The organism is Paenibacillus sp. J2TS4 (assembly GCF_018403245.1).
Classification (GTDB): domain Bacteria; phylum Bacillota; class Bacilli; order Paenibacillales; family NBRC-103111; genus Paenibacillus_L.
The window spans coordinates 16348-40851 of sequence record NZ_BOSH01000018.1 but is presented as its reverse complement, the minus strand read 5'-3'; the positions used below and the strand labels follow the sequence as shown (position 1 = coordinate 40851).

Below are 24504 nucleotides of genomic sequence, written 5' to 3'. Positions count from 1 at the left end.
TCGAAAATCTCAATTAGCTTGGAAAGAAACTACGGAATGGGGGGCTTGCATTTGGTTAATCTGGTAAATGAGAGCATTTGGTTTCACCTTTTTTTCTTAATAGGGGGAAATATATGAAGCATTATAGCAGGATTTCGGGAGTTTTGTCATGTATGTTAAAAATGCTGATGGACATTCCTTTTAAAGGGGGCATATCGGTGATGCTGGCATGGTGCCGATTCAGCGGCATGGGGGCATGACTGTATTCCGTTCCTGGATATAAGCGATCTCACTTCTCCGCCTGAAAATATGCGATCTAGCTGTAGTTTGTGTAGGTAAATTGAAGCGAATGGCGAAAATCGAGGTAACTAATTGGAAAAGATACAGCTAGAATCGCAGTTTTTTGCTGATACGCTCTTATTGCGACAAAATAGATGGAGTTTTTCCATTAAGTATCAATTTTTTTGCCCTGAGGAAGCAAATTAGCTGCATACAATCCATCTAGCCTGTTAAGTCTGCGAGTAGGCTAATTGGAATGGAGAGTATCTTGGGACCAACGAATGTTGCCAAGTATGCTAATTTTCAGGATAGTTCATCCATCCCCCTTTCCACTACCAGGCAGATGGTTCATTTGCTATGATAAAGTTAATAAAATTCACGGTAAGCTAACTGAGAAAGGACAGAGTATCTTGAGAATTATCACTTTATGCGGTTCTACTAAATTCAAGAAACAATTTGAACAAGCGAATGCCTACCTGACTCTTCAAGGAAACATAGTTATTGGATTAGCTTTCTTTGAACAGAGCGAAGGTTTTGAAATAACGCAAGAACAAGCTGAATTGCTAGGAAAAATACATATGAGGAAAATTGATATTTCAGACGAAATATTCGTTATTGATGTGGATGGTTATATAGGCAGCAGCACCAGAAAAGAAATTGAGTATGCCCAGGAGAAGGGGAAAACCATTCGTTACTACTCTGATGGGGAGATTCCTTCACAGTATTCAGTAAGTGGCCCGTAGCTCGATGGTCAGACCGTAAATTATTAAAATAGATGGTATAATGTAATAATAATTGTCTCATTATGGCTGTACTCTCTATGGATACTTGCCATACCGTTAGGAAAAGGTGATCGTTATATGGAAAATGAGAAAATGAATATTCTTATAACAAACTGGTTATCATTAACTCAGATTCAAATGTCCATTGCTAATAAACTAGAGGCTGTTCTGCAAGATAAGCATCAATTATCACTTAAAGAATTTTATTTACTTTTATTTCTATTTGAGGCCCCGGATAAGAAATTGAAACTGCAACAGTTGGAGGATATGGTTGGTTTAAGTCAAAGTGCCATATCCAGACTCGTAAGCCGATTTGAAGCCAAAGGTTGCGGAGCCTTAAAAAGAGATATCTGCCAAGATGATCGCAGAGCTGTCTACACTTCACTAACCGATATAGGTGAAGAAAAGCTCGATAAGGCTTTAGTTACATTTAAAACTGTCCTTGCAAAAGAATTTTCAGGGGAAGAATTCCAGAGCCTGTTACAAAAATTAATTTATCAGAATAGCAAATAACCGACAAATCGGACTGCTTTTTATCTCGATACCCGGAATCCCTTCTCTTGCGAATAGACTGCCTGGTACTTGACGAGCAGTATTGGAGCATGTTATTTTATATGCATGCGCATACATTTTATTTCGAATTGAAATCCATTCGGTTAATGGTCATCGGAAAATGTGGAAAGGAGCTATAGCGATGAATCATCTGTTCAGCCCTTACAAGATTAAAGAATTGGAGCTAAGAAACCGCGTAGTTATGCCTCCGATGTGTCAATATTCAGTAACAAACAAAGATGGAATAGCTACAGATTGGCATTACATACACTATGTGAGCCGTGCTATTGGAGGAACGGGCCTCATCATTATTGAAATGACGGATGTGGAGCCCGATGGTCGTATTTCGGATTTTGACCTTGGATTATGGTCCGATGATCATATACCTGCCTTAGCCAAAATTGTGGAGGCTTGCCATCAATACGGAGCGAAAGTAGGCATTCAAATTGCTCACGCGGGACGCAAAGCACAGGATGCCGCTGTTCCGGTTGCACCTTCAGCAATTCCCTTTGACGAGAAATCAAAAATGCCTAGATCCCTTTCTACAGATGAAGTGAAACAAATGGTAGAAAAGTTCCGTATTTCCGTACAACGTGCCGTTAAAGCCGGCTTTGATACTATTGAACTTCACGGCGCTCACGGATACTTGCTTCACCAATTCCATTCGCCGTTAACGAATCAAAGAACCGATGAGTATGGCAGGGACTTGACTAAATTCGGGAAAGAAGTAATTCAAGCTGCCAAAAGCGAAATGCCTGCTGATATGCCGTTAATTATGCGAATATCTGCCCAAGAATACGTAGAAGGCGGATATGGGATTAAAGAGAGCTTGGCATTTTCACAACACTATCAGAATGCAGGGGTAGACATGTTCCATATCTCTGCGGGTGGAGAAGGTCCGATTGCTGCTTGGGGGAGACCGGGGACACATGCTGCATACCAAGTCCCCTTGGCAAGAGAAATTAAGCAGGTGCTGAATATTCCGGTCATAGCGGTCGGAAGATTGGATGAACCAGTACTGGCAAACGCTGTTATAGGAAACGAAGAGGCGGACCTTGTCGCTGTAGGAAGAGGTATGTTGAGAAATCCTTACTGGACTTTAGAAGCTGCTGTGCAGCTTAATAAAGAGAGCTATTTACCCAAGCAATATCTTTCCGGATTCCCAAGAACATGAAGGAATGTGAAATGGAATTCTGAATTAAGACCAATTTACAAAAATAATTATTTACTTTCCAAAATTTTGATATATAATAATCAAAAATCTAATATCTCCATATGACCTTAAGGGACGTGAACACGAATCCGTGTTTGCGTCCTTTTCTCATTGTTGAGGGTCTGTTAGGTTATCCAATGTAGGAGGGAATAACATGATTGAAGTGCTGGGATTTTGTCCAAAAGATCGGCTCGTCATCATAAATGCCGATGATTTCGGCATAACTCATTCGACCAATCAAGCGATAGTCGACTTGTTTCACCAGAACTCGATTACTTCCGCATCCCTTATGGTTCCGTGCTTGTGGGCAAGAGAAGCGGTGATCCTTTGTCAACAGAATCATCTGGAGAATGTGGGAATTCATCTAACATTGACTAGCGCCGAAAACCAATTGTATAGACCGGTTTGCCAAGAAAGAACCTTGAATAGTCTAATTACCAAGCAGGGATTCTTTCCCCGTGATGTGTCGGAAGTAGAACTAAATGCTGATCCTGAAGAAGTTAGGGCCGAACTGGAGGCACAAATTCAAGCAGCGATCTCGTTTGGGATCGACCCAACCCATTTGGATAGCCATGCGGGAAGCGTTATGGGGCTTAATCACGGTCGTGATTTTTTGGAAGTTGTCTTTGATTTATGTGAGAAATTTGAGCTTCCTTTTAATTTGCCGCTTGGGATTTTGGAGCAGCCTTTTATCAGCGATGGACACAAGGAACGGTTTAAACAAAGGATCAAGTCCGCAAGGAGTCGCGGTATCCCTCTGATCGATGATCTTTCAGGACTTCCTTATCCTTTGGGAGCGGGTGAAGAGTATGAGGTTATGAAGAAGGAACTAATCAGTAAGATTATCGATTTGAAGCCGGGGATAACCCAAATCACCACTCATCCATCTCTCGCTACGGAAGAATTAAAAGCACTGACTCCGCATTACCGAAAAAGAGAAATGGAATATCGTTTATTTAGCGATCCTGAAATTAAAGCTTTATTCGAGAAAGAGAACATAAAGCTGATATCCTGGAAGATTATCAGGGCCTTTCAAAGGAATTCTATGTAATATAATGATAAGTATCATTAAACTGACGAACGTGAGGGTGATAGAGTTGAAAGCGGTTCAAGATTTCTATCAAACATTCCAAGAGGATATGGGCTGGGACCGGGTTGATAAACATGACTATCAGTCCAGTAAAGAATTTCTTCTATATATCCATATGCTTCTTACAACCGAGGTTGCCGAAGTAGCCGAAGAGTTTCGTACCATGATGTATAGAACAAGGGACCTTGCTGACACAGGGTTAGAACTAAATGAAGCCTATTCCCAGGCGAAACAAGAAATCAGAGAAAATTTGGGCAAAGAATTAGCAGACTGTCTTGCTTATCTGTGTAAACTGGCTAACTTTTTCGAATATGATTTGGAAGAGGAACTACGTGCTAAGCTTGATGAAATAAGAAAAAAATACAATAAGTAATGTTTTGCGGTTGTTCGCCATGGTCTAATACTTCATTTTTTATTCAAGGCAAAAGAATTCAGATGAAAGTTCTAATAAAGACTTAAGGCTGTTTCCTCCAGAAGATCGATTTTATGATACGGATGCATAAAGATGGAGGAGTGTCATTGTTAAGGCCCCTAAGTAGTAAATACCATGGATAAAATGTATAATATTATTTATAAATCCATCCGGAAGGTGATGTTATGAAGCCGGTGAAAATTGACAACGAAGATATCATTAAAGTTATTCAATCTGGCTTTCCCTATATCCAGGTTGGTGATCGGAAGTTTTTATTAATGGAAGTTAATGAAGTAAACCAGGAAGGCATATACGAGGTTACAGATCCTGCCGAAGAAGAGCAACTGCTAAAAGCCCTAAATCAAAGTAATCCGATAATCCCTGATGATCAAATTATTAAAATGTTAAGGTACTAAGCTATGCAAGTGAAGTGGAGAAAGTCAGCCATTGAATCGTTAATTAATTTGGATCGATGGCGTGCCAGTATTGAATTATCCAATATTGCTATGCATTTAAAGAAAACGGTTCAGGTGTATTTTGAACGACAAGACTTTTCCGTTTATATTCCAGGGCGGCAAGTTGTTATTCGAAACTTACCTGTTGACCTTAGAATAGTATTAGTGTCAGTTGTTAAGTCAGACCCGTATAAAGTATTTTATAGATTAGTTGGCAAAGATGTTGAAATCTTTTTAATACGACACCCAAATCAGCGACCATTGGAATAGTATAAAATGTGTGCCTCTAAAACTTCGCTTTTAGGGGTTTTTTTCATGAGTAAAACCAACAGGGCGCCCGTTCAAGCCGAGATATGATTAGATGGTTTTTTACAACTCTATTACATCTCCATGCTATGCTAGAGAAGAGGTGGTTCCGGGTGGCAACAATTCTAATTGTCGAGGATGAAATTCCAATCAACGAGCTAATCAAAAGAAACCTGCAATCGGTGGGACATATATGTATTTCTGTATTTGATGGAAAGGCAGCCGTCCATGAGCTGGCACAGCACGAAGTCGATCTTGTCTTGCTGGACATCATGCTTCCGGAGCTGGACGGATACGAGGTTTTTCAACAGATTCGCAAGACCCCTACGATTTTCCTGACGGCACGAAGCAGCTTGTCGGATAAAGTGAAGGGCCTAACTCTTGGCGCGGATGATTATCTGGTCAAACCGTTTGAGATGCTGGAGCTGCTGGCAAGAGTGGATGCGGTGTTAAGACGTACCAAGAAGGAAAGCAAACATTTTGAGCTGGATGGGGTAAAAATCGATTTTGAAAGCAGACAAGTCTTTCTGAATGAAAATCTGGTTGAATGTACGCCCAAAGAATTCGATTTGCTCGAGGTGCTGGTGACTAATCGCAATATTGCTCTATCTCGGGACAAACTGCTGGAGCTGGCTTGGGGCTATGACTATGTAGGCGATACAAGGACGGTGGATGTTCATATTCAGAAGCTGAGAAAGAAGCTGGATATGGATTGCAGAATTAAAACGGTCTATAAGCTGGGATATCGTCTGGAGGTGTAGAGATGAAATCGCGGACTTTTTTGCTCACGCTCATTCTATTCCTCTTGTTTTTTTACAGCGGGATTTTATTAGCATCGGTCGTGACACTCAAGAGCAATTTGGATAGCTCTAAAGATCGCAGTCTCCGGGAGCATTATTTTATCGCATCGTCTTATGCTAAGGACTTGAATGCTTTGGAGAATAGGGGGACTTCGACAGAAGATGGAATCCGATCGCTCTATCGCTCTTACTTTGACTTTTATAGCAAGCAAAAAGTGATTCTGACCGTTACCAAGGATGGCCAGCAGCTTTATACGGATATCATGGGAGATTCCGGGCCATTTCCCAAAGCACCTCGTATTTCCAAGGCGAATGAACGTCTGGTTTCGATGGAAAAGCTCGAAGGGAAGGAATATATCAGCGTAGCGGGTGCCCTGCCTGCGCCATACGATACCTACACGCTCACCTATAATTATGATGTGTCCAACATCATCTCTTCGTGGAACCAAATGACGGTGATGTTGTTTTTATACGGAATGTTATTCTGCGGATTGCTGGCCGTCTGTCTATTACTTGTATTGAATCGCGTGTTCAAGCCGCTTAAGCAAATTTCGGCGGCTTCCAAGAGTATTGCGCAGGGACAATATGAGAATCGGATTGAGATCAAGGGCCATGACGAGCTTGCGGAGATGGCCGGGAGCTTCAACCATATGGCGGAGGAAATTCAGAGTCAGATGCAGCAGCTGGCTACAGCCGCGGAACAGAAGCAGCAGTTTGTCGATAATTTGGCTCATGAGCTCAGAACTCCTCTCACGGCCATTTATGGATATGCGGAATATATTCAGAAGGTCGCTCGCACAGAAGAGGACAAGCTATTCGCGACCCGGTACATTATGTCCGAGAGCCGCAGACTTCAGAAGATCGCTTATCGATTGCTGGACATGGCCACCCTCCGTGGGAACCAGATCGAGCTGAGCGAGGTTCCTATGGAAGAGCTCGTTCGCGAGGTTGAGCAATCGGTGTTCATGAAGGCAGCGGAAAATAACATTCGGATGACTTATGAGTATCACTTTGATACGTTATTGTGCGATGCCGATCTGATGCATATTCTGCTCATTAATTTGATCGATAACGCGATGAAAGCATGCGGTCTGGATGGAGTCATTCAATTGATCGCCGATCTGGAGAATGGACGTAAAGTTATCTCTGTTCACGATAACGGTAAGGGAATGACGGAGGATCATCTCCTTCATATTACAGAGGCATTCTATCGAGTGGACTCTTCCCGCAGTCGCTCTGGAGGCGGAGCGGGATTGGGCTTAACGCTTTGCCAGCAGATTGCAGCTAATCACGGGGCAGAGCTGAGCTTTACCTCCGAGCCGGGTGTAGGCACGACAGCCAAACTAATTTTTACAAGTTCATAATAAGTTCGTGATGGTTTGATAACTTCGCGCTTATATACTTACAACTATGAACACATCCTACCAATTATAAATTCTAGGGAGATGGAATGAGATGAGAACGGCTAAAGGAAAAGAAATGAAAAAAATTGTGCTTGGATCTGTGGCGGCCATCGCGGTGACTGCAATGGTATTCGGCGGTATTAGTCAAACGGTGAAAGCGGCTGAATTCGGTAAAACGCAAGCGATTCCTACCAACTACAACATTCCTTATGCGGAGTCAGTTAACAACAACGTACCTGACGATTACGTGAAGAAGGATTATACGGTAAAATTTGTTGGTCAGGACCAGCCAACCGTGAATGACATGAAGATGGAGGAGGCTGCGGAGCTGGCCAGTCAGAATTTGTGGCGGATCTTTCAGGCCGATCTAAGTGGCCAAACGCTGGAAATGACCTATAATCCGATCAGCACAATACAGTTGCGCCCTATTTGGGAAGTCAATGTTAGCATTAGTGATACGCTGTCGTATACCTTCGCTCTGGATGCCGTTACTGGAGAAAATCATTCGATAGCGAAGTGGGCTTATCACAAGGCAGACATTCCTGAAGGAATGGATATCAATCTGCTGAAAAACAATCAGGAGTATCAAGATCTGGCGAAGGCCGCAGCAGAAAAATATCAGTTGGTATCGGGTAAAGTGACCTCGGTGGAGTATAGATCACAGGGGTATCAGACAACTAACGACGGGACAGCCAAGAATGCGGATATTACCTTCCAGGTGAAATCGGATAAAGGGGAGGTGGCTCGGCTCACTTTCTCCAGATATGATAAAGACTTGCTGACTATAGAATATAGCAGCTGGATTGAAGAAACCGAGCGTCTGGAAAAGCGGATTGAGCAGGAACTGAAGGAGAAGACTGAGGAATTTATTATTACGGACGAGTTAATGAAGAAAATCGAGGAAAATGGTTCCCCTATGCTGCTGGAAATAAAGTAAACGCCAAGAGCATGATAGAATTGTATGGTTACCTCGGTTGGATGATTCGTGCCATCCTGCCGCGAATAATAAACATTTTGCGAGGCTGGTTTAGGTGAGGCTTGATGAGGTTAGACCATGCATCAACCTCTACATATCCTAATAAAGCTTTAGGGGCGCCCTTTTCGGCGCTCTTGAAGCTTTTTGGCATTTGATCTGATGATGGAGCAGATTAACTTGAAAAACCGCGCAACAAATGCACGGTTTTTTATTGGCATTAAATGATATTCTCAGTCGCTTTTCTGTAAATCATTCCACCACGATTCGGATTCCTGCTTCACACTATCTATATGCAATTGTAGTATCCCTAAGAAAGTGGCGAGATCGCGTTCCCGCATGGCTTCGTATAGATCTTGGTGGTCCTTGTGCCTCCGTAGGGTACTCTCAAAAGAAGTAGAATAAACGACACGTGATAGAGCAACATGTGTATTTAAAGCAAAATAAATATCTTGCACCTTTTTGTTACCTGTCCATTGCACTAAAGTTCTATGAAATTTCATATCCAAATTATTATATATTTCGAAAGGAAAGGGGTTTATCTCCAGCAAAGAATTCATTTCTTGAACCAGTTGTCCCCATTGATGAATTTGATCGTCTGAGATGGTTTTGATTACTCTTTGTGCGGCCCACATTTCGATCATGAGACGGGCATCATGCAATTCAATAAAGTCGGTAAAGTTTAATTGAGTTACATAAGTTCCTTTACGAGGAATAATCTCGATGAGACCCTCATGAACTAATTGGTTAATGGCGTCTTTAACGGGAGAGCGACTGACGCCGAATTCATCCGCCAGTTTATGAATGTCCAGTTTTTCACCAGGACTGTATTTGCCGCCGATGATTTTTCCCCTAATCACATTATAAACTTGTTTGGCTAATAGAGATGTTTCAATTATACCGGACAAAATAAAATCCCTCGTTTCTCTATATCAACGCTATAACGTAATATTTAACATTTTACAAAATTATAAACGATTGCAATAAGAACGGTCAATTCCTATATGATTCGCATATCGAAGAAGATTGAAATCCAATAAAAATAATGAAATTTAGAAAGGGTGAAGGCGCTTTAAAAAATTGTTGACGAATAATAATTATAATTGTAATCTATATTTGCGGAATGTAACATGTAACATGTTACAGATACTAATTAAGTTAAGGTGATAGAGTCGCATAATTTAACGGTTTTATTGTTACCGCATTCATTTTGATTTGGATTTAGACACAAAGGAGAAGAAATCTATGAAAAGCATTCGATGTGAACAGCCTAACCAATTTATTATGAGGGAAGTAGAACAGCCATCGGTGAAGGAAGGAGAAGCACTAATACGTATTCGACGTATCGGCATTTGTGGAACGGATTATCATGCTTATCGGGGCCGTCAGCCCTTCTTTAGTTACCCTCGCATATTAGGTCATGAACTGGCAGGGGAAATTGAAAGTATTCATGCGGAACAGAGTGAATTTGCGGTTGGCGATGCCGTAACGATTATTCCATATCTGGAATGCGGTAAATGTATTGCATGCAGAAATGGGAAGCCTAACTGCTGCCATAAGCTAAAAGTGCTGGGCGTTCATACAGAAGGCGGAATGCAAGAATATATAACCGTTCCCGTCACTCACCTCATACAAACGAATCACATTACATTGGATCAGGCCGCGACGGTAGAATGCTTTAGTATTGGAGCTCATGCTGTAAGACGAGCGGAGATAAAACAAGGGGAATTTGCGCTTGTGATCGGGGCTGGACCTATTGGTCTCGGTGTCATGAAATTTGCTAAATTAGCAGGCGTCCGGGTTATTGCCCTGGATATTAGTAATCAACGCTTGGAATTTAGCAAGCAATGGACATCTGCTGATTATACAGTAAGCGCATTGGATAACCCGCTGGAAGAAATTAAGCGAATTACGGACGGTGAGTTTCCGACAGTAGTGTTTGATGTAACCGGCAATACTCATTCAATGAATAACGCTTACCAGTATGCGGCGCATGGCGGGCGTATAGTCTATGTGGGACTGGTTCAAGCGGATCTCTCTTTCCCGGACCCGGAATTTCATAGAAGAGAATTGACCTTATTGTCGAGTCGTAACGCTACAAGAGAAGATTTTGAATATGTAATCAAGATGATTCAAGAGAAACATATGGATACGGATACTTATATTACTTCAAGAACTCCGTTCGACCAAATCATTGAGAAATTTGAAACGTTCATGGAACCAGAGTCCAACACGATAAAAGCAATGATAACGTTGTAATGGAGCAAATAACGATGATATCTTTTTGAAAATAAATTATTAACTGATTATGGGGGTCATTGGATTATGAAAAAATGGATAAGCGTATTAGCACTCGTTTTTGCTGCAACGACCATTTTGGCGGCTTGTGGAAGCAAGACAGACAATACTGCGGCAGGTGGGGGAGGCAGCGAAGATAAATCCTATACCATTAAAGTAGCCAACTATTATGCGCCGGATCATCCTCAGAACGTTGCATTGAATGAGAAGTTCAAACCATTGGTGGAAGAATTATCTGGTGGAAGCTTGAAGGTAGAAATTTATGATAACAATAAATTAGGCGGCGAGAAGGAGTTTTACACCGGTGTTCGGAACGGAACCATTGAAATGGGACTTCCCGGAATGATTATGCAAGCGGATATTCCGATCATGGGCGCTGTAGAGTGGCCTTTCTTACTGAACGATTTTGCCCATGCCAAGTCGGTGCTGGATGGTCCGGTCGGACAAGATATGGCGGCTGAGCTGGAAAAAGTGCATGGTGTACATGCATTGACTTGGAGCGCTAACGGTTTTCGCATGATTTCATCAAGCAAACAGGTTGCAAGTATGAATGACTTTAAGGGCCTTCGGCTTCGCATGCCTAACACTCCTATATTTGTAAAATTAGGCAAGCTATTAGGGGCTAATGTCTCTCCAATGCCTCTTTCGGAAGTGTTTACCGCCCTGGAACAAAAAGTAGTAGACGGACAGGATAATCCGATAGGTGTGGTGAAATCATCCGGTTTTTATGAAGTTCAATCTCATATTCTGGAGTCTCGTCACGGATTTACTCCGAACATTCTTATTATGAATCAAAAGCTGTGGGAAAAACTGTCTGCAGATCAAAAGAAGGCTTTAGAGGATGCCGCGAAGGCTTATGCCGATTATGAATGGCAGCTGTCTGAAGAGAGCTATGAATCTGACAAGCAGTTCCTCATGGATAAAGGGATGACGTTTATTACTCCGGATGACAGTTTCAAAGAACAAATGGAAGCAGCCATACAGCCGATCTATGAAGAATATTACAGCAAATATCCATGGGCGAAAGAGCTTGTCGATAGAATTAAGAAACAAGCAAATGAATAACAGCTTGAGAGGGAAAGGGGTCGCGGGCCCCCCTCTCTCTTTCTATAGGAGTGTGTTTCTTTGTGGAGAAATTGATTCATAGGATTAGTACCTTTTTGAAGATCATTATAGCTATTTGTCTTTCCCTGATGGTCATCTTTGTATTTGGAAACGTTATCCTGCGATATGCATTTAATTCGGGCATTACATGGTCGGAAGAAGTATCGCGGTTTCTGTTCATTTGGCTAATCTTCTTAGGAGCGATTCTTGCGCTGAAAGATAATGAGCATCTGGGAGTCGATATCTTTGTCAAGAAGCTGCCCCTCAAAGGGAAAAAGATCGTTTATACGATTTCCAATGGATTGATACTGATTACGCTTGGGTTAATCTTTGATGGAAGCTGGAAGCTAACCCTGCTCAATATCGATCAGTCGGCACCGGCTACCGGTATGCCCTATGCTTATATTTATGGAATCGGACCGGTTATGTGCGTATGTATGGCTCTCATCATCCTGCTCAAGCTGTATCGTGTAATTTTTGGGAAAACTAATTTGGATGATTTAATCATGACAAGCGATTCCGAAGAGCTGGTTGAGCAGAAGGATATGGAAAGTACTATGGAAGAGGGAGCTAAGAAACCATGACATTTGCAATATTTGTTTTTTCGCTGCTGGGTGTTATGGCGTTAGGGGTCCCGATTGCTTTTGCCTTATTAATGACCGGCGTCATATTAATGCTTGCTATGGGAATTTTCGATACTCAAATTATAGCCTCTAATTTGATTGATGGCGCTGATAATTTTCCGTTAATGGCGATCCCGTTCTTTATTCTGGCGGGTGAGTTAATGAATGCGGGTGGAATATCCAAACGAATTATTAACTTCGCGTTGGCCTATGTAGGGCATCTCCGTGGCGGTCTTGGATATGTAGCGATCATTGCCAGTGTATTATTTGCAGGGTTGTCCGGGTCCGCTGTGGCGGATACCGCTGCTTTAGGGGCTATCCTTATTCCAATGATGGTGGCATCCGGGTATAATCGCAACCGCTCTGCAGGGCTGATTGCATCTGGTGGAATTATTGCGCCTATCATTCCTCCAAGTATCCCTATGATCGTATTCGGCGTCACGGGAGGGGTATCGATTTCGAAGTTATTTATGGCAGGAATCGTACCAGGTTTGCTGCTTGCTGTAGCTATAGCAATAACCTGGACTCTGGTTGTCAGAAAAGAAAAGTTTAAGGTACAACCGCGTAAGTCCGGTAAAGAAAGATGGCAATCTACCCGCTCGGCCGTTTGGGCGCTAATGTTGCCCGTTATTATTATAGGCGGTTTACGTGGAGGGATTTTTACCCCTACGGAAGCGGCGTCTGTTGCAGCTGTATACGCTTTATTCGTCGGACTTGTCGTATATCGGGAACTGAAATTAAAGCAGCTGTACCATGTATTGATAGCTGCGGCCAAAACAACGAGTATCGTCATGCTTCTGGCTGCGGCCGCCATGGTATCCAGTTGGTTAATTACAGTGGCCAATATTCCAAGTCAGTTGACGAGCATCCTAGATCCATTTCTGGATAACCAATTGCTCTTGCTTCTAATTATCAATTTAATCGTACTGCTCGTAGGAACGGCGATGGATGTGACGCCTACCATTCTAATTCTTACACCTGTGCTTATGCCGGTTATTGTACAAGCAGGGATAGATCCTGTTTACTTCGGAATCCTGTTTGTACTCAACAACTGCATCGGTCTTTTGACACCACCGGTGGGGACTGTGCTTAATGTAGCGGCTGGTGTGGGAAGAATAGGGATGGACGATATTATGAAGGGAGTTTGGCCATTTCTGATCGCGGAGATAATTGTTCTTCTGCTTCTGACCTTATTTCCGTCTCTTGTTATGGTTCCGCTTGAATGGTTTCACTAACCGATCAACATTCCTTTATTCATTAAACCCTGCATCTGGCCGTCGAATGCTGCCAGTTGCGGGGTTTTAGCTTTTTGCGCGCAACTTGACTTGCAGAATGGGCAAAAAAACCTGGTTGGTGCTGAAACAATATTTTAGGAAGGGTGGTTCCCTGTGGTATTAAAAATTCAAAGAAATAGGTCATTTAAGGTCACATTGGAAATAAATTCGATGTGACTTTTTTGTGTAACCTATAATTTCTAAATGTTTATTATATATATTTAAAGTGTTACTTCTACTACAATTGGATATACAGCAATATTATTGCAGTGATGTTTATTACAGTTAGGGGGGCGGAAGATGCATGAATTTTTTCGATATGACACGGATGAAAGCAGACGGTCTTTGCTAGCCAGAGCGAGGAAGGTTGCTTTAACGGCACTGCAGCAATATGACCTGGAATGGGAGCGCATTCAATTTATCCAGCTGTCCGATACGATTACGTATAAAATTGAGACAAGTACAGGGGAAAGTTTTTTGCTGCGTATTCATTCAGATCGATTGAGCATAGAAGAAATTCATTCGGAGCTTTCTCTGCTCGAGGCTTTGAATCAATCGGCTGATCTGAACGTACCGGAAGGGCTGGCATGCTGCAATGGCTCTTATGTATTGGAGATAAGTACGGAAGAGGGATATCAGCGCCCCTATGTCACGATGATGCGGTGGGTAGAGGGGGAGCATGCAAGCGGCAAATTTACCGACGACCGTGTTTATAGCATGGGCGTAATGATGGGTAGACTGCATGAAGCGGCTGCGAACTTCGTTCCGCCTTCTGATTTTGTCCGGCCCCAATGGGGAGTAGACAGTTTCAGACGGGATATGGTCAAGCTGGAACGGTTTTACCCGCGTTTTTTATCAGACGAGGCATGGAGGTCTTATCAAGCTGCAGCTGAGAAGATCGTAACGGAACTGGCTGCAATGCACCGGAACGACCATAACTACGGACTTATTCATGCGGATTTACATTCAGGCAACATTGTTTTCAACGAGGAACGCCCTTACCCGATTGATTTCGGAAGGTGTGGATATGGCTATTATCTCTATGATATGGCAGGCGCGTTATTGGAGCTCTATCCAAAGCAGCGACGGACGTTTATCCAAGGCTACGAGAGCGTAAGAAAGCTGGAACCGGACTACGTTCAGCATCTGCAATGCTTCTTCGTCATGTTCATGATCGAAAATTACTGTCACCACGCTTCCGATCCGAGAGAATCCTCCAGTTTAATGGATGAACAACCGTACGCTCTAGCATACATAAGAGAATACTTAAATGATGCCCCGTTTCTATTCCATGTGATCGAACCTGTGAAATAATCGATTATTTGGAGCATATTTCCAGTAGTCAATGAAGGATTGACGGAGGGAATATTCAGTAATAACATAGAGTTCTGTAAAAAACCATTCTATATAAATTGAACTAATGATTGAATAGCTCATGAAGTGGAGAAAGAAAGATGCTTCCAGGGCGAGTTTTGGCTTTGTATTCCTACCATCCGAAGGCCCATCCATATAGAAGGAATCTGTTGGTTCGGGGTCCCCGAAAAGTAATAGGACTTTACTACGAAGCATCACTTCACTTTTTGGGGAAGGAGTATGATGTTTGAAGCTTCGGAGGCACTTTCCTTCGGAACGGAATGAGAGTTATTCTTTAGTTCAACATATATAGAAGAAATGTATCTATGAGGATACCGGGACTTTGTTTAAGATTAAATAGCTAAGGATGGAATAGATTGAAGAGGGGAGGGTTCGCACTATGTCTGATTATCATGATAATTCACCATCAATTCCCGGTAATAGCGGCCTGAGTCTGCAGGGCGATTGCGAGAACTGCTTCGGCTTGTGCTGCGTTGCGCTGCCTTTCGCAGCTTCGGCAGATTTCGCAATCGACAAGGATGCCGGGCGGCCCTGTCCGAACCTGCAATCCGATTTCCGTTGCGGCGTTCACGACAGCCTTAGACAGCGAGGCTTTAGGGGCTGCACGGTTTATGACTGCTTCGGCGCCGGGCAGAAGGTTTCCCAGGTTACCTTCGGTGGGCGTGATTGGCGGGAAGCTCCTGAATCCGCGAAGCCCATGTTCGAAGTTTTTCCGATCATGCGGCAGCTTCACGAGCTGCTATGGTATCTGTCCGAAGCGCTGACGCTGCCCCCGGCCCGTTCGATTCACGGTGCACTTAACATGGCGCTCGAAGAGACGGAACGTCTCACTCACCTCGATCTCGACGCTATCCTAGAACTGGACGTTGCTGCACACCGAGCCAACGTTAATGCTCTGCTCCTGCGGACCAGCGAGCTGGTGCGGGCCGAAGCTCTTCGCTCGCTGAAGGGCCCCTCGGGTCGTCGTAAGACTTACGGCCGAGGGGCCGACCTTATCGGGGCCAAGCTCAAAGGAGCCGACCTTCGTGGCGCCAACTTAAGAGGTGCCTACCTTATTGCGGCGGACCTCCGAGGGGCTGACTTGAGAGGTGCTGATCTGATCGGGGCCGATTTTCGAGACGCAGATCTAAGAGGGGCTGACCTCACCGGCAGTATATTTCTCACCCAAGCCCAGCTCAATGCGGCGAAGGGAGACGCCAACACCAAGCTTCCGCGTTCGCTCACTCGCCCCACGCATTGGTCGTCCAGCGGAATGTAGCGAGCCGGGCCCGCTTACGAATGGCCCATGCGCAGCGGCGAGGCCTTTTGCATGGCGATGTCAGCGAGCAGCAGGCGCTTTTCGCCCGCATTTAGCCCATAGAGTGCCGAGCGGCTTTTTGCATGGGATGATAGTGAGCAGCAGGCGCATTTTTATAGGGGGCGTAAGCTTGTACAAAGCTATGATTGACGGTCGTCCGATCGGGGAAGGAACAGCTGGAATTTTTGACGTGAGCCGCCTTCCGGGCCATCGGGAACAGACTCGCTCGTAGGGACAAACCCGAATTTGCGGTAAAATTTTCTGGCGGGCTGACCACCCGGATTATCCTCACCAAAGGTAATAACGGATATTTCTGATGGAATCTCGACCAGCGTCAGAATATGATTAAGCAATGCTGTGGCGACTCCTTTATTTCTCGAGTGGGTGGAGACGGCTAACCACCCGATTTTGTAGCTTGGCGCATGGGATGAGGAGAACAACATTCCTCCAAGCAAGCGTGAGCCCGGTCCGCCTTCATTCTCCCTCACACAGAATGCACTGGATCGATTAATACTTTTCTCCAATGCTTGAATGAAATTTGGGTCGTCCACCATCGGGCCAAAAAGCTCCTCCACCTCCGAGGCCAGTTCTAACCATCCGGGGAAATCTTCTTGTTCAGCCAACTGGATCTTCAATAACCTTTCCTCCTACGTAAATCGTATGCAAGCTCATATAATTCCGCTAAATCCGCTCTTCCAGATTCTATAAACTGTTGTTTGGCTTTCAGCAGCGTCATGGCTTCGACGGCAACGACCTTTTCTCCATCCTCCGGGATCAGGGGAGCAGACACGAGTTCAACGTCACCATACCCCACCGCTCGATAGTAAATGGGATGCGGCAAATGAGGTCTATAAGGTTTGTCAGTGGATGAAACGAATTTCCATGCCCCGAAAACGATAAAAGGGGAGACCAGCCTGGCTCCGGCTTCTTCCATAAGCTCGCGTATTAGGGCCGATTGATAATGCTCCTCCGGTTCCAAAGTACCCCCGGGCATTTCCCAATGGCCATTGTCTAACTGGATTAGAATGCACTTCTCATCAAGGAAAGGTACGATATTTACATTGCTTATTAACGATTCCGGAGGCGAATATACATCAAACTGCGAGATAATCTGCCCCCAATCATACGTTTGAAAGAGGTTCGGATATAACTTTTTATTAACGATTCGCGCCACCTCGTCATCCCCTCTGCCGGAAGATTTCATCTCTCGATAATACTCGATTTATTATTACATAAACTCCCACTTGCTTTTGTGACAAATGGGTGAAATTGCTTTATTTGGATGATTTGGATGACTTTATTTCAATAGTTTTTTCTATAGATCCTCTAAAGTGATCATTTTTCATCTTTTAATGGGGCCTCATTCACGGCATGGAGGTCTAACTGTATTTTATACAGGCAGTTTAACTAGATTTATAAAACTACACTAGATTAACTGGAAAATATGTATTTAGAATCGAAGATTTTGCCCAATACCGCCCTTTTTGCACAAAATAACTGTAGTTTTTCCACTAAGAATTCGTCTTTCGTCCAAAAAGAGCATACTAACTGTATGAAATCCATTTATATATGGCCTTGGATTAACTCGTAGCTCCAATAATGCCTATATATGGCCTTGGATTAACTCGTAGTTCCGATAATGCCATAAACGGAATTGTTTTGTGCCTTCAAGCGGAAGAGGGAATAAAAAAGACACTGTCATAGTGTCTTTTGGTTTTTTGGGTGATTTTAAGCAAAGGGTACCTACAGCCGCCATCGCCCGATTGTCCCCATCCGCCGTTCCTGGCTTGGGCCGTCCATGGTTGAGGCCGCGGGATCGGTATACAAAAGAAATACGACTCGCCGTTCCCTAGGTGCAGCGGGAAGCCGTGCGTGCCTTCCGCGTACTCGTCGCCCCAGAAAGACACATAGTTGCCGTACTTTGTCGATCTTCGGCACGCACGATGCATTCCGTCAGCTGCAGCATGGTTTTCCATTCGTTCTTGAATCGCTTGCGTTTGCCCTGAGGGAGCAGCGCATGCGTTTTTGATTTTGAACCGATGGATTCATGCCCTTACATCTTAATTGGCGTAATAAGCGTCCAAGGCTTCCTGATAAACATCGATCATTTCTTGCAGCCTCATGCTATGAAGCCGTTCAACGAAAGCATCCCATTCGTCTTCAATGCCGCCTTCAACGATCCACTTCACCATCTTGTCGTCCGTATACTTCAGAATGTCCGCCTTGATCAAGGCGAGCGATTCTTCCTGCTCCGAAGACAACCATAAATAGTCTAACGGACGCTGCTCCTCGTAAACATATGGTGCATAAGCTTCCTGAATCTCATTAAACTTGTAATGGGTAGGGCTTTCAGGCTCCATATATTTCTTCTCCTGAAATTCTCTCGACTCGTAAAGCGGGAGGGTAATGGAGCCGAACTCATACTTGAAATCCTCACCGGTATTCAACGTTTTGAATAAACCGTCCTCGGTTTTCTCCCAATGAACCCCTTCCTTGCCGAAATAGAATTCACTGGGTCCGTCTTTCACCGAGCCTTGCAGGAAAAATTCATCGAGCCAACGAAGGATGGCTTCAGGCTTCTTCGCAGCCGATGTGATGACGAACATCGTCGGGAAAATCTCGGGGTCACCGGCTCGCCATACCGGTTTCCGACCGTTCGGCCCTTCCATCGGGGGGAGCAAGGCATAATGTTTCATGTTCTCCTCGCCGACCGGAAAGTACCCGTCCCAACTCATCGTCACACCGTAAACAAGATCGCCCATCCCCTTTGCTTGATATTGTTGCTTATCATGGGTGAAGACCTCCGGATCGATCAGTCCTTCACGAAATAGCTTGTGAAGATATTGAATCGCTTCCTTCCATTCCGGTTGAACCACGGTGCTAATCACTTTCCGATCTTCAATGACCAAATGATCAAAGTCGTCAATGCGCCCGAATTGACCAAAAAATCCGCTCGGATGTGTATTGTTTGAACCTTTGAATATAAAACTGAACGGAATGCTTTTCGAGTCCCTCTCCTTGAACGCCTTTAACACTTCATAGAACTCATCCAGCGTTCTCGGAATTTCCAGCCCCAACTCGTCCAGCCATGTTTTGTTAATATGCATAACTTCCTTCGTATTCGGCATAACACCGACGATCGGCAGCGAATAGATGTGACCGTCCGGCGCCGTAATCGCGCGCTTCACATCCGGACGTTCCTCCAGCATCGCTTTAAGGTTGACCGTATACTTATCGATTAGATCTTCAAGCGGAATATAGATGCCTTGAGACCCGTTCGTGATCACTTCCTCCTTGGAAATCCCCCAACCTGCAATGACGTCCGGGTACTCCCCGCTGGCAAACATTAAGTTTTTAATTTCCGCGTACTGTTCCCATGCCGGAATATCCCAGGTGATGTCCAGGTTGGCGTGTTGGGCAAGCTCTTTGTAAACCCTGATTTCCCCGGGACTTGCCAGAAGCCCTGGAACCATAATCTTGAACGAGTACTTTTCATTAACGATAGGCATCCCGGTTTTATTTACACCGCTTTCACCTTCGCCTTCGGAAACGGTGCCGTCACTTGGTTTCAAGTTATTTCCGTCAGAGCCCCCAGGATCGTTATTTGACTTAGAGGAACAGGCCGCCATGAACAGCGACATCGCAAGGAGCACAACGAGTAATGTCATAAGTGTCTTTTTCACTATACCTTCTACCTCCATGTTCTTTGTTTTCCACATAGGAATCGGTAAGTTCTTTACAGCGTTAAAACGATGTAAACAAAGATACCTATTGGCATAAGAAGCTACCTTTAGTACCGGGTTATTCATCTCCGAAAAGGCTCCGTTAGGAGCTTTTTTTATTGCCGATGGACCCTCCATGAATCGATCAACCTTTCAACGAGCCGATCATGATCCCTTTCACAAAATATCTTTGCAAAAACGGATACAGGATAAGTACCGGGATACTGGAAATCATGATCGCCGAATATTTCATGGATTCGGCAAGACTCTGTCTTTTTTCCAACAATTGCCGATCCATTATGTGCGTTTCGAGCGTATTGAGGACGAGCATCTCCCGTAAAACGAGCTGCAGTGGGAACAATTCCCGATCCCGGACAAAAATGAGGGCGTTGAAATATGTGTTCCAGTGCCCGACACCGTAAAACAAAATCATAACGGCAATTAACGCTTTAGACAGCGGCAGCACAATCGTCAGGAAAAAACGGGTGTTCGATGCCCCATCGATTTTGGCTGCTTCCAAAATCTCCTTCGAAATCGTCATTTGAAAAAAAGTGCGGGCAATAATCAGGTTCCATACACTTAATGCCCCTGGAAGGACGAGCGCCCAAACGGTATTTAAAATGCCTAAATCCTTTACGATAATATAGAGCGGAATCAGCCCTCCGGAAAAAAACATCGTGAAAACAAAGATGAACGTAAAAATGTTGCGGCCTTTCAAATCGGACCGGGATAACGAATAGGCGGCAGGCAATGTAACCATCAAATTAATCAACGTTCCGAACGCCGCATAAAACAAAGAATTGCGAAACCCCTTCAAAAAACTCGATTCCTTAAACACCGTCATATAACCTTCAAACGTAAAATTTTTCGGCCATAGCTTGACGTTCCCGGCGCTGACTTGAAGCGGTTCGCTCAAAGAAGCAATAAAAATAAAATAAAGCGGATACAGGACAATCAGCAATACGCCTGTCAGTAAAAGATAATTGAAAATATCGAACCATTTGTCAGCGCTCCATTTGCGCGAATTCGTTCTCATCGGTTACCCCTTTCTATTGCACAACTACCATAACGAGGTGGAAGATACTTTGCGCGCCACCTGATTCACAGCAACGATCAGAACAAAGTTGACGACGTTGTTTAACACGCCGACCGCCGTTGAGAAGCTGTATTGTCCGCCCTGCAAGCCGACTTTGTACACATACGTCGGAATGACTTCGGATCGTGCGATGTTTAACGAATTTTGCATCAAATAGATTTTTTCGAATCCGACCGATAACAAGCTGCCCAAGTTAAAAATGAGCAATATGATCACCGTTGGCATGATGCCTGGAATGTCGATATGCCAAATACGCTGCAGCTTGCTCGCTCCGTCGATCATCGCTGTTTCATGCAGCTCGGGGCTGATTGCACTTAGCGCAGCCAAATAAATAATGGCCCCCCAGCCTGCGGCCTGCCAAACATCGGAAAAGACGACAATGGTGCTGAACAGTTCCTGTTTGGCCATGAAATGAATCGGCTCAAACCCAAGCCAAATCAAAAAATGATTCACAAGCCCGCTGCGCGGCGATAAGAAAATCAACAGCATGCCGACGATAACGACGACGGAAATGAAATACGGCGCATACGTTACGGTTTGGATAAACCTTCGATACTTGATGCTTGGCAGTTGGTTTAAAAGCAAAGCGAGGATTAATGGCGCCGGAAAGCCGACAAGAAGCGAGTATAAACTGATCTCAAGCGTATTTCGGACAATTTCTGCAAAATAAGGCGATTCCACAAAACGAATAAAATGTTCAAAACCGACCCAGGGACTTCCTGTGACGCCCAGCAAAGGATTGAAGTTTTTGAAAGCGATCTGTACGCCGTACATGGGTAAATATTGAAAGATAATAATGCAGACGAGCGCGGGCAGCAGGAATAGGTAAAGATCGTAGTTCTGTGACAAGTATCCGGATTTTCTGAACGGATTCACCCAATGGGCCGATTTTATTTTTGGGGTGGATCTTTTACGTATCTCCATCATCCGCAGCATCCCTCCAATCTAATCGTTTGGTAAGCGGACCAAGCTAATATGCTAGCGCTTTCACAGGTCATTATATAAACGTCCTAACCTTCGTATCAATATGTCATGTCTGATGTGCAATATGCGATTGTTAGATTGCCCAGTGTTCGCGGGATGTTGCGGATGCAATAGCCCTTCATAAGAAAAAAGGAACCTATAATCAAATAACGGGTTGCTTCGGACTTATATTTTGTACAGCTTCCTGTATTCGCCGGGAGTTAACCCGGTTTTGGATTTGAACTTGCGAATAAAACTTGAAACATCGTAGTACCCGATTTTTTGCACGATTTCCTGTATCGAAACATCGCTTTCTTTAAGCAGCTTTTCCGTTTCCTTAAGGCGCAGCATATTTACATAATCCGTAATCGTCATTCCCGTCTGCTCCTTGAAGTAGCGGCTTAGGTAAGAGGGCGAGATTCCAATCGAGTCAGCGACTACGGCGACCGAAAAGGTTGGCTGAAAGATCATTTGGTGCAAATACTCAAGGATGCTTCGCATTAATTCGCTCTGATTTTCTTCCTTGCGCCGGATCGAATCACAAATCGTCTGACAAATTTTGGAAACCTCCTGATCGAGCTCCTGGACGGTTTCGAGCTCCATGAGCGTAATTACATCCGGAAGATTCTCAATATCGATCAACTGGGTTTCGTTTAGTTCCACTACCGTCTTAATAATCGTATTGATCACGTCATAGCTCAAGCTTCTGGCCATAAATAATGACCGGTGCTGCTGTATCTTCGACACGAGTCGTTGCATGATTTCGCCGATCGCTTCGATGTCCTCCCGTTTGATCGCCGCCTTTAGGCCGTCCAGCAGTTCTTCCGGGTAATCTGTAACTTGAAATTCTTTATTGTCGATTTCGGAAAACAGGATGAGCCGGTTGTTTCCGAGAACAAATCGGTACTGAATTGCTGTTAGCGATTCCATGTACGATTTCCCGATCTTGGCCATTTCCCGATAGCACCTTCCGATACCGATCGTGACCGTCAACTGCATGGTCGTATGAATCCATTCCTTCAATAACATAAATCGCTGCTTGATGAACTCCGTATTGTCGCTTTCGGTCGCGAGTAGTAACACAACCGCGTTGCTATCCATGCTTTCTTTCGCATAACCTTCAAACTGTCCGAAGATTCCGTTCTCCAAGAGCGATATTATTTGCTCGGAATGGAATGGCACCTGCTTTTCAACCTGATGGAAGAAGAGGATGGCCACCATAAAATACGGATTCGTGAATGTAATATTTAAATTTTTCCCGATTGCGTTAAATTGCTCGAGATCGTAAATGTGGCCTTTGATGACTTTAAACAGCAGATAGTCCTTGAGGGCATGCCGACTATTTTCCATTTGTCGGATCAGATTCGTTTTTTCATCCGCGACGCTGGTGATCACCTGTCGTACGATTTCGATTTCGTTAATATTCCCCGCCCTTTTTCCGGATTTCGTCTCGGCATACTCCTTCAACTGCCGTATGGGGTTGTAAAGCCTTAGGGAAAAGTAAAATGTCAGACAACACCCCAGGACCAGCACGACGATTAGTCCGATTAACGCGCTCAACTGATTTTGCCGCACTTCTTTCATGATTTTAACGGTTGGAACCCATGTGACGTACGACCAACCGAATTTGTCTGAGGTGACCACGGAAATTAATAATTCATGGCCGTTCAGACGGACAATTTCCGAATTGCCTTTCGGATGTGACATGGCGAACCGGGCAATGTCCTCGATATCCGTCATCTCGTTCCGTTGCAGGGATGCAATTTCCCGGCCTTTGCGATCGAGTATGATGCTGCTGCCTTGATATTGGGACAGCACGTCCTGAATAAGCTCCACCAGCGTACTTTCACGCACCTGAAAGAGAAGCGTGCCGTACGAATAGTTGCTGTATACCGGGATGGGAACGAGAAAAGAAATCATGCCGTATTCGTCGACGGTCGTATTGCCGGTTTGTATAAGGACATCCTCCTTAGGACGGATTTCCGGAATGGTCAGCGTATTCAAGGTTTCATACAATTCGTCTGTCGTCCAGTTCAAGTAATTGTATTTGGTTTGCATTAACCTGGAAACGGTGTAGGTGCTGTACGGCGAATAAATGATATCTTCGCCTCGAATATACAACAAAATATCGTTTATAAAACTCGTCGAACTCATGTAATTTTTCAGCTCATATTTTCCTTGCATCTCGCGATACGCGCTGCTGCGAAGCATGTGAGGGGCCAGATTTGGATTCGATGAAATTTGAAACGATATGTTTCCAATTTCATCCAGTCTCGTATCGACGATTTCCCGAACCTGCCGGAGCATGTTCTGGTTCGTTTCGATAATGTCATCCATCAACATATTGGTAACGTTATGGAAAATGATTCCCCCGAGGATAGACAGAGGGATCATCAGGGTCAAGATATAATAGAGGAAATATCTCCAAAAGAGCTTCGATCCCTTCATTGGCAATGCTATTCACCTCCATTACGGGATGAGAAGCGCTTACAAAAAACCTAAAAACACC

General features: G+C 44.3%; 23 protein-coding genes. 16 read left to right on the top strand and 7 right to left on the bottom strand.

What is annotated here, in order from left to right; translation table 11 throughout:
- Positions 1-113: 113 nt before the first annotated feature.
- From KJS69_RS30060 to KJS69_RS26020, 10 genes are all read left to right on the top strand, one after another.
- Positions 114-239 (top strand): hypothetical protein, encoded by a 126-nt coding sequence (locus KJS69_RS30060; protein WP_283777487.1) that lies wholly within the window; start codon positions 114-116, stop codon positions 237-239.
- Positions 240-668: 429 nt separating this feature from the next.
- Entirely contained in the window at positions 669-1001 is a 333-nt protein-coding gene (locus tag KJS69_RS26060; RefSeq protein WP_213586741.1) for a hypothetical protein, read from the top strand.
- A 117-nt stretch (positions 1002-1118) separates the two neighbouring features.
- A complete protein-coding gene (locus KJS69_RS26055) occupies positions 1119-1553 on the top strand; it encodes a MarR family winged helix-turn-helix transcriptional regulator (RefSeq protein ID WP_213586740.1) in 435 nt (144 codons plus the stop codon).
- 181 nt (positions 1554-1734) lie between these two features.
- The gene (locus tag KJS69_RS26050; protein ID WP_213586739.1) at positions 1735-2766 is read left to right on the top strand and encodes an NADH:flavin oxidoreductase/NADH oxidase; all 1032 of its coding nucleotides are present in this window, start codon (positions 1735-1737) and stop codon (positions 2764-2766) included.
- Between the two features lie 193 nt (positions 2767-2959).
- Positions 2960-3856 (top strand): polysaccharide deacetylase family protein, encoded by an 897-nt coding sequence (locus tag KJS69_RS26045; protein ID WP_213586738.1) that lies wholly within the window; start codon positions 2960-2962, stop codon positions 3854-3856.
- A 37-nt stretch (positions 3857-3893) separates the two neighbouring features.
- Positions 3894-4268, top strand: coding sequence for a MazG-like family protein (locus tag KJS69_RS26040; protein ID WP_249730713.1), 375 nt, complete (start codon positions 3894-3896; stop codon positions 4266-4268).
- A 224-nt stretch (positions 4269-4492) separates the two neighbouring features.
- Positions 4493-4723, top strand: coding sequence for a hypothetical protein (locus KJS69_RS26035; protein ID WP_213586736.1), 231 nt, complete (start codon positions 4493-4495; stop codon positions 4721-4723).
- Between the two features lie 458 nt (positions 4724-5181).
- A complete protein-coding gene (locus tag KJS69_RS26030) occupies positions 5182-5829 on the top strand; it encodes a response regulator transcription factor (RefSeq protein WP_213586735.1) in 648 nt (215 codons plus the stop codon).
- Between the two features lie 2 nt (positions 5830-5831).
- A complete protein-coding gene (locus KJS69_RS26025; protein WP_213586734.1) occupies positions 5832-7232 on the top strand; it encodes a sensor histidine kinase in 1401 nt (466 codons plus the stop codon).
- Between the two features lie 91 nt (positions 7233-7323).
- Positions 7324-8208 (top strand): hypothetical protein, encoded by an 885-nt coding sequence (locus tag KJS69_RS26020; RefSeq protein ID WP_213586733.1) that lies wholly within the window; start codon positions 7324-7326, stop codon positions 8206-8208.
- A 269-nt stretch (positions 8209-8477) separates the two neighbouring features.
- On the opposite strand, the gene KJS69_RS26015 is transcribed toward KJS69_RS26020, so the two are convergent.
- Entirely contained in the window at positions 8478-9152 is a 675-nt protein-coding gene (locus KJS69_RS26015; RefSeq protein WP_249730712.1) for a GntR family transcriptional regulator, read from the bottom strand.
- A gap of 337 nt (positions 9153-9489) precedes the next feature.
- On the opposite strand from KJS69_RS26015, the gene KJS69_RS26010 reads away from it, so the two are divergent.
- The 6 genes from KJS69_RS26010 (at position 9490) to KJS69_RS25985 (ending at position 16175) form a co-directional block, all read left to right on the top strand.
- Entirely contained in the window at positions 9490-10503 is a 1014-nt protein-coding gene (locus tag KJS69_RS26010) for a zinc-binding alcohol dehydrogenase family protein (protein WP_213586732.1), read from the top strand.
- A gap of 66 nt (positions 10504-10569) precedes the next feature.
- Positions 10570-11607, top strand: coding sequence for a TRAP transporter substrate-binding protein (locus KJS69_RS26005; RefSeq protein WP_213586731.1), 1038 nt, complete (start codon positions 10570-10572; stop codon positions 11605-11607).
- 62 nt (positions 11608-11669) lie between these two features.
- Entirely contained in the window at positions 11670-12230 is a 561-nt protein-coding gene (locus KJS69_RS26000) for a TRAP transporter small permease (protein WP_213586730.1), read from the top strand.
- Positions 12227-13504: a TRAP transporter large permease gene (locus KJS69_RS25995; protein ID WP_213586729.1), complete on the top strand. Its 1278-nt coding sequence runs from the start codon at positions 12227-12229 to the stop codon at positions 13502-13504. The genes KJS69_RS26000 and KJS69_RS25995 overlap by 4 nt, the downstream gene beginning before the upstream one ends.
- 339 nt (positions 13505-13843) lie before the next feature.
- On the top strand, positions 13844-14857 hold the full coding sequence (locus tag KJS69_RS25990) for a phosphotransferase enzyme family protein (protein WP_213586728.1): 1014 nt from the start codon (positions 13844-13846) through the stop codon (positions 14855-14857).
- Between the two features lie 439 nt (positions 14858-15296).
- Positions 15297-16175 (top strand): pentapeptide repeat-containing protein, encoded by an 879-nt coding sequence (locus KJS69_RS25985; protein ID WP_213586727.1) that lies wholly within the window; start codon positions 15297-15299, stop codon positions 16173-16175.
- Between the two features lie 179 nt (positions 16176-16354).
- On the opposite strand, the gene KJS69_RS25980 is transcribed toward KJS69_RS25985, so the two are convergent.
- The 6 genes from KJS69_RS25980 to KJS69_RS25955 all read right to left on the bottom strand — a co-directional run bounded on the left by KJS69_RS25980 (position 16355) and on the right by KJS69_RS25955 (position 24443).
- Positions 16355-16849 (bottom strand): GNAT family N-acetyltransferase, encoded by a 495-nt coding sequence (locus tag KJS69_RS25980; RefSeq protein ID WP_213586726.1) that lies wholly within the window; start codon positions 16847-16849, stop codon positions 16355-16357.
- Positions 16846-17388 (bottom strand): NUDIX hydrolase, encoded by a 543-nt coding sequence (locus tag KJS69_RS25975; RefSeq protein ID WP_249730711.1) that lies wholly within the window; start codon positions 17386-17388, stop codon positions 16846-16848. The genes KJS69_RS25980 and KJS69_RS25975 overlap by 4 nt, the downstream gene beginning before the upstream one ends.
- An 886-nt stretch (positions 17389-18274) precedes the next feature.
- Positions 18275-19897, bottom strand: a complete 1623-nt coding sequence (locus KJS69_RS25970) for an extracellular solute-binding protein (RefSeq protein ID WP_213586724.1) — start codon at positions 19895-19897, stop codon at positions 18275-18277.
- 184 nt (positions 19898-20081) lie between these two features.
- Positions 20082-20972 (bottom strand): carbohydrate ABC transporter permease, encoded by an 891-nt coding sequence (locus KJS69_RS25965; RefSeq protein ID WP_213586723.1) that lies wholly within the window; start codon positions 20970-20972, stop codon positions 20082-20084.
- A 24-nt stretch (positions 20973-20996) separates the two neighbouring features.
- Positions 20997-21959: an ABC transporter permease gene (locus tag KJS69_RS25960; protein WP_306434434.1), complete on the bottom strand. Its 963-nt coding sequence runs from the start codon at positions 21957-21959 to the stop codon at positions 20997-20999.
- Positions 21960-22181: 222 nt separating this feature from the next.
- A complete protein-coding gene (locus KJS69_RS25955) occupies positions 22182-24443 on the bottom strand; it encodes a helix-turn-helix domain-containing protein (RefSeq protein ID WP_249730720.1) in 2262 nt (753 codons plus the stop codon).
- Between the last annotated feature and the right edge of the window lie 61 nt (positions 24444-24504).

Bases quoted from the DNA above. Each gene is read 5' to 3' on its own strand.
- KJS69_RS26025 (WP_213586734.1), top strand. From the start codon at position 5,832: ATGAAATCGCGGACTTTTTTGCTCACGCTCATTCTATTCCTCTTGTTT.
- KJS69_RS26005 (WP_213586731.1), top strand. From the start codon at position 10,570: ATGAAAAAATGGATAAGCGTATTAGCACTCGTTTTTGCTGCAACGACC.
- KJS69_RS26020 (WP_213586733.1), top strand. From the start codon at position 7,324: ATGAGAACGGCTAAAGGAAAAGAAATGAAAAAAATTGTGCTTGGATCT.
- KJS69_RS25955 (WP_249730720.1), bottom strand. From the start codon at position 24,443: ATGAAGGGATCGAAGCTCTTTTGGAGATATTTCCTCTATTATATCTTG.
- KJS69_RS25995 (WP_213586729.1), top strand. From the start codon at position 12,227: ATGACATTTGCAATATTTGTTTTTTCGCTGCTGGGTGTTATGGCGTTA.
- KJS69_RS30060 (WP_283777487.1), top strand. From the start codon at position 114: ATGAAGCATTATAGCAGGATTTCGGGAGTTTTGTCATGTATGTTAAAA.
- KJS69_RS26045 (WP_213586738.1), top strand. From the start codon at position 2,960: ATGATTGAAGTGCTGGGATTTTGTCCAAAAGATCGGCTCGTCATCATA.
- KJS69_RS26010 (WP_213586732.1), top strand. From the start codon at position 9,490: ATGAAAAGCATTCGATGTGAACAGCCTAACCAATTTATTATGAGGGAA.
- KJS69_RS25965 (WP_213586723.1), bottom strand. From the start codon at position 20,972: ATGAGAACGAATTCGCGCAAATGGAGCGCTGACAAATGGTTCGATATT.
- KJS69_RS26050 (WP_213586739.1), top strand. From the start codon at position 1,735: ATGAATCATCTGTTCAGCCCTTACAAGATTAAAGAATTGGAGCTAAGA.
- KJS69_RS26035 (WP_213586736.1), top strand. From the start codon at position 4,493: ATGAAGCCGGTGAAAATTGACAACGAAGATATCATTAAAGTTATTCAA.
- KJS69_RS25960 (WP_306434434.1), bottom strand. From the start codon at position 21,959: ATGATGGAGATACGTAAAAGATCCACCCCAAAAATAAAATCGGCCCAT.
- KJS69_RS26055 (WP_213586740.1), top strand. From the start codon at position 1,119: ATGGAAAATGAGAAAATGAATATTCTTATAACAAACTGGTTATCATTA.
- KJS69_RS25990 (WP_213586728.1), top strand. From the start codon at position 13,844: ATGCATGAATTTTTTCGATATGACACGGATGAAAGCAGACGGTCTTTG.
- KJS69_RS25985 (WP_213586727.1), top strand. From the start codon at position 15,297: ATGTCTGATTATCATGATAATTCACCATCAATTCCCGGTAATAGCGGC.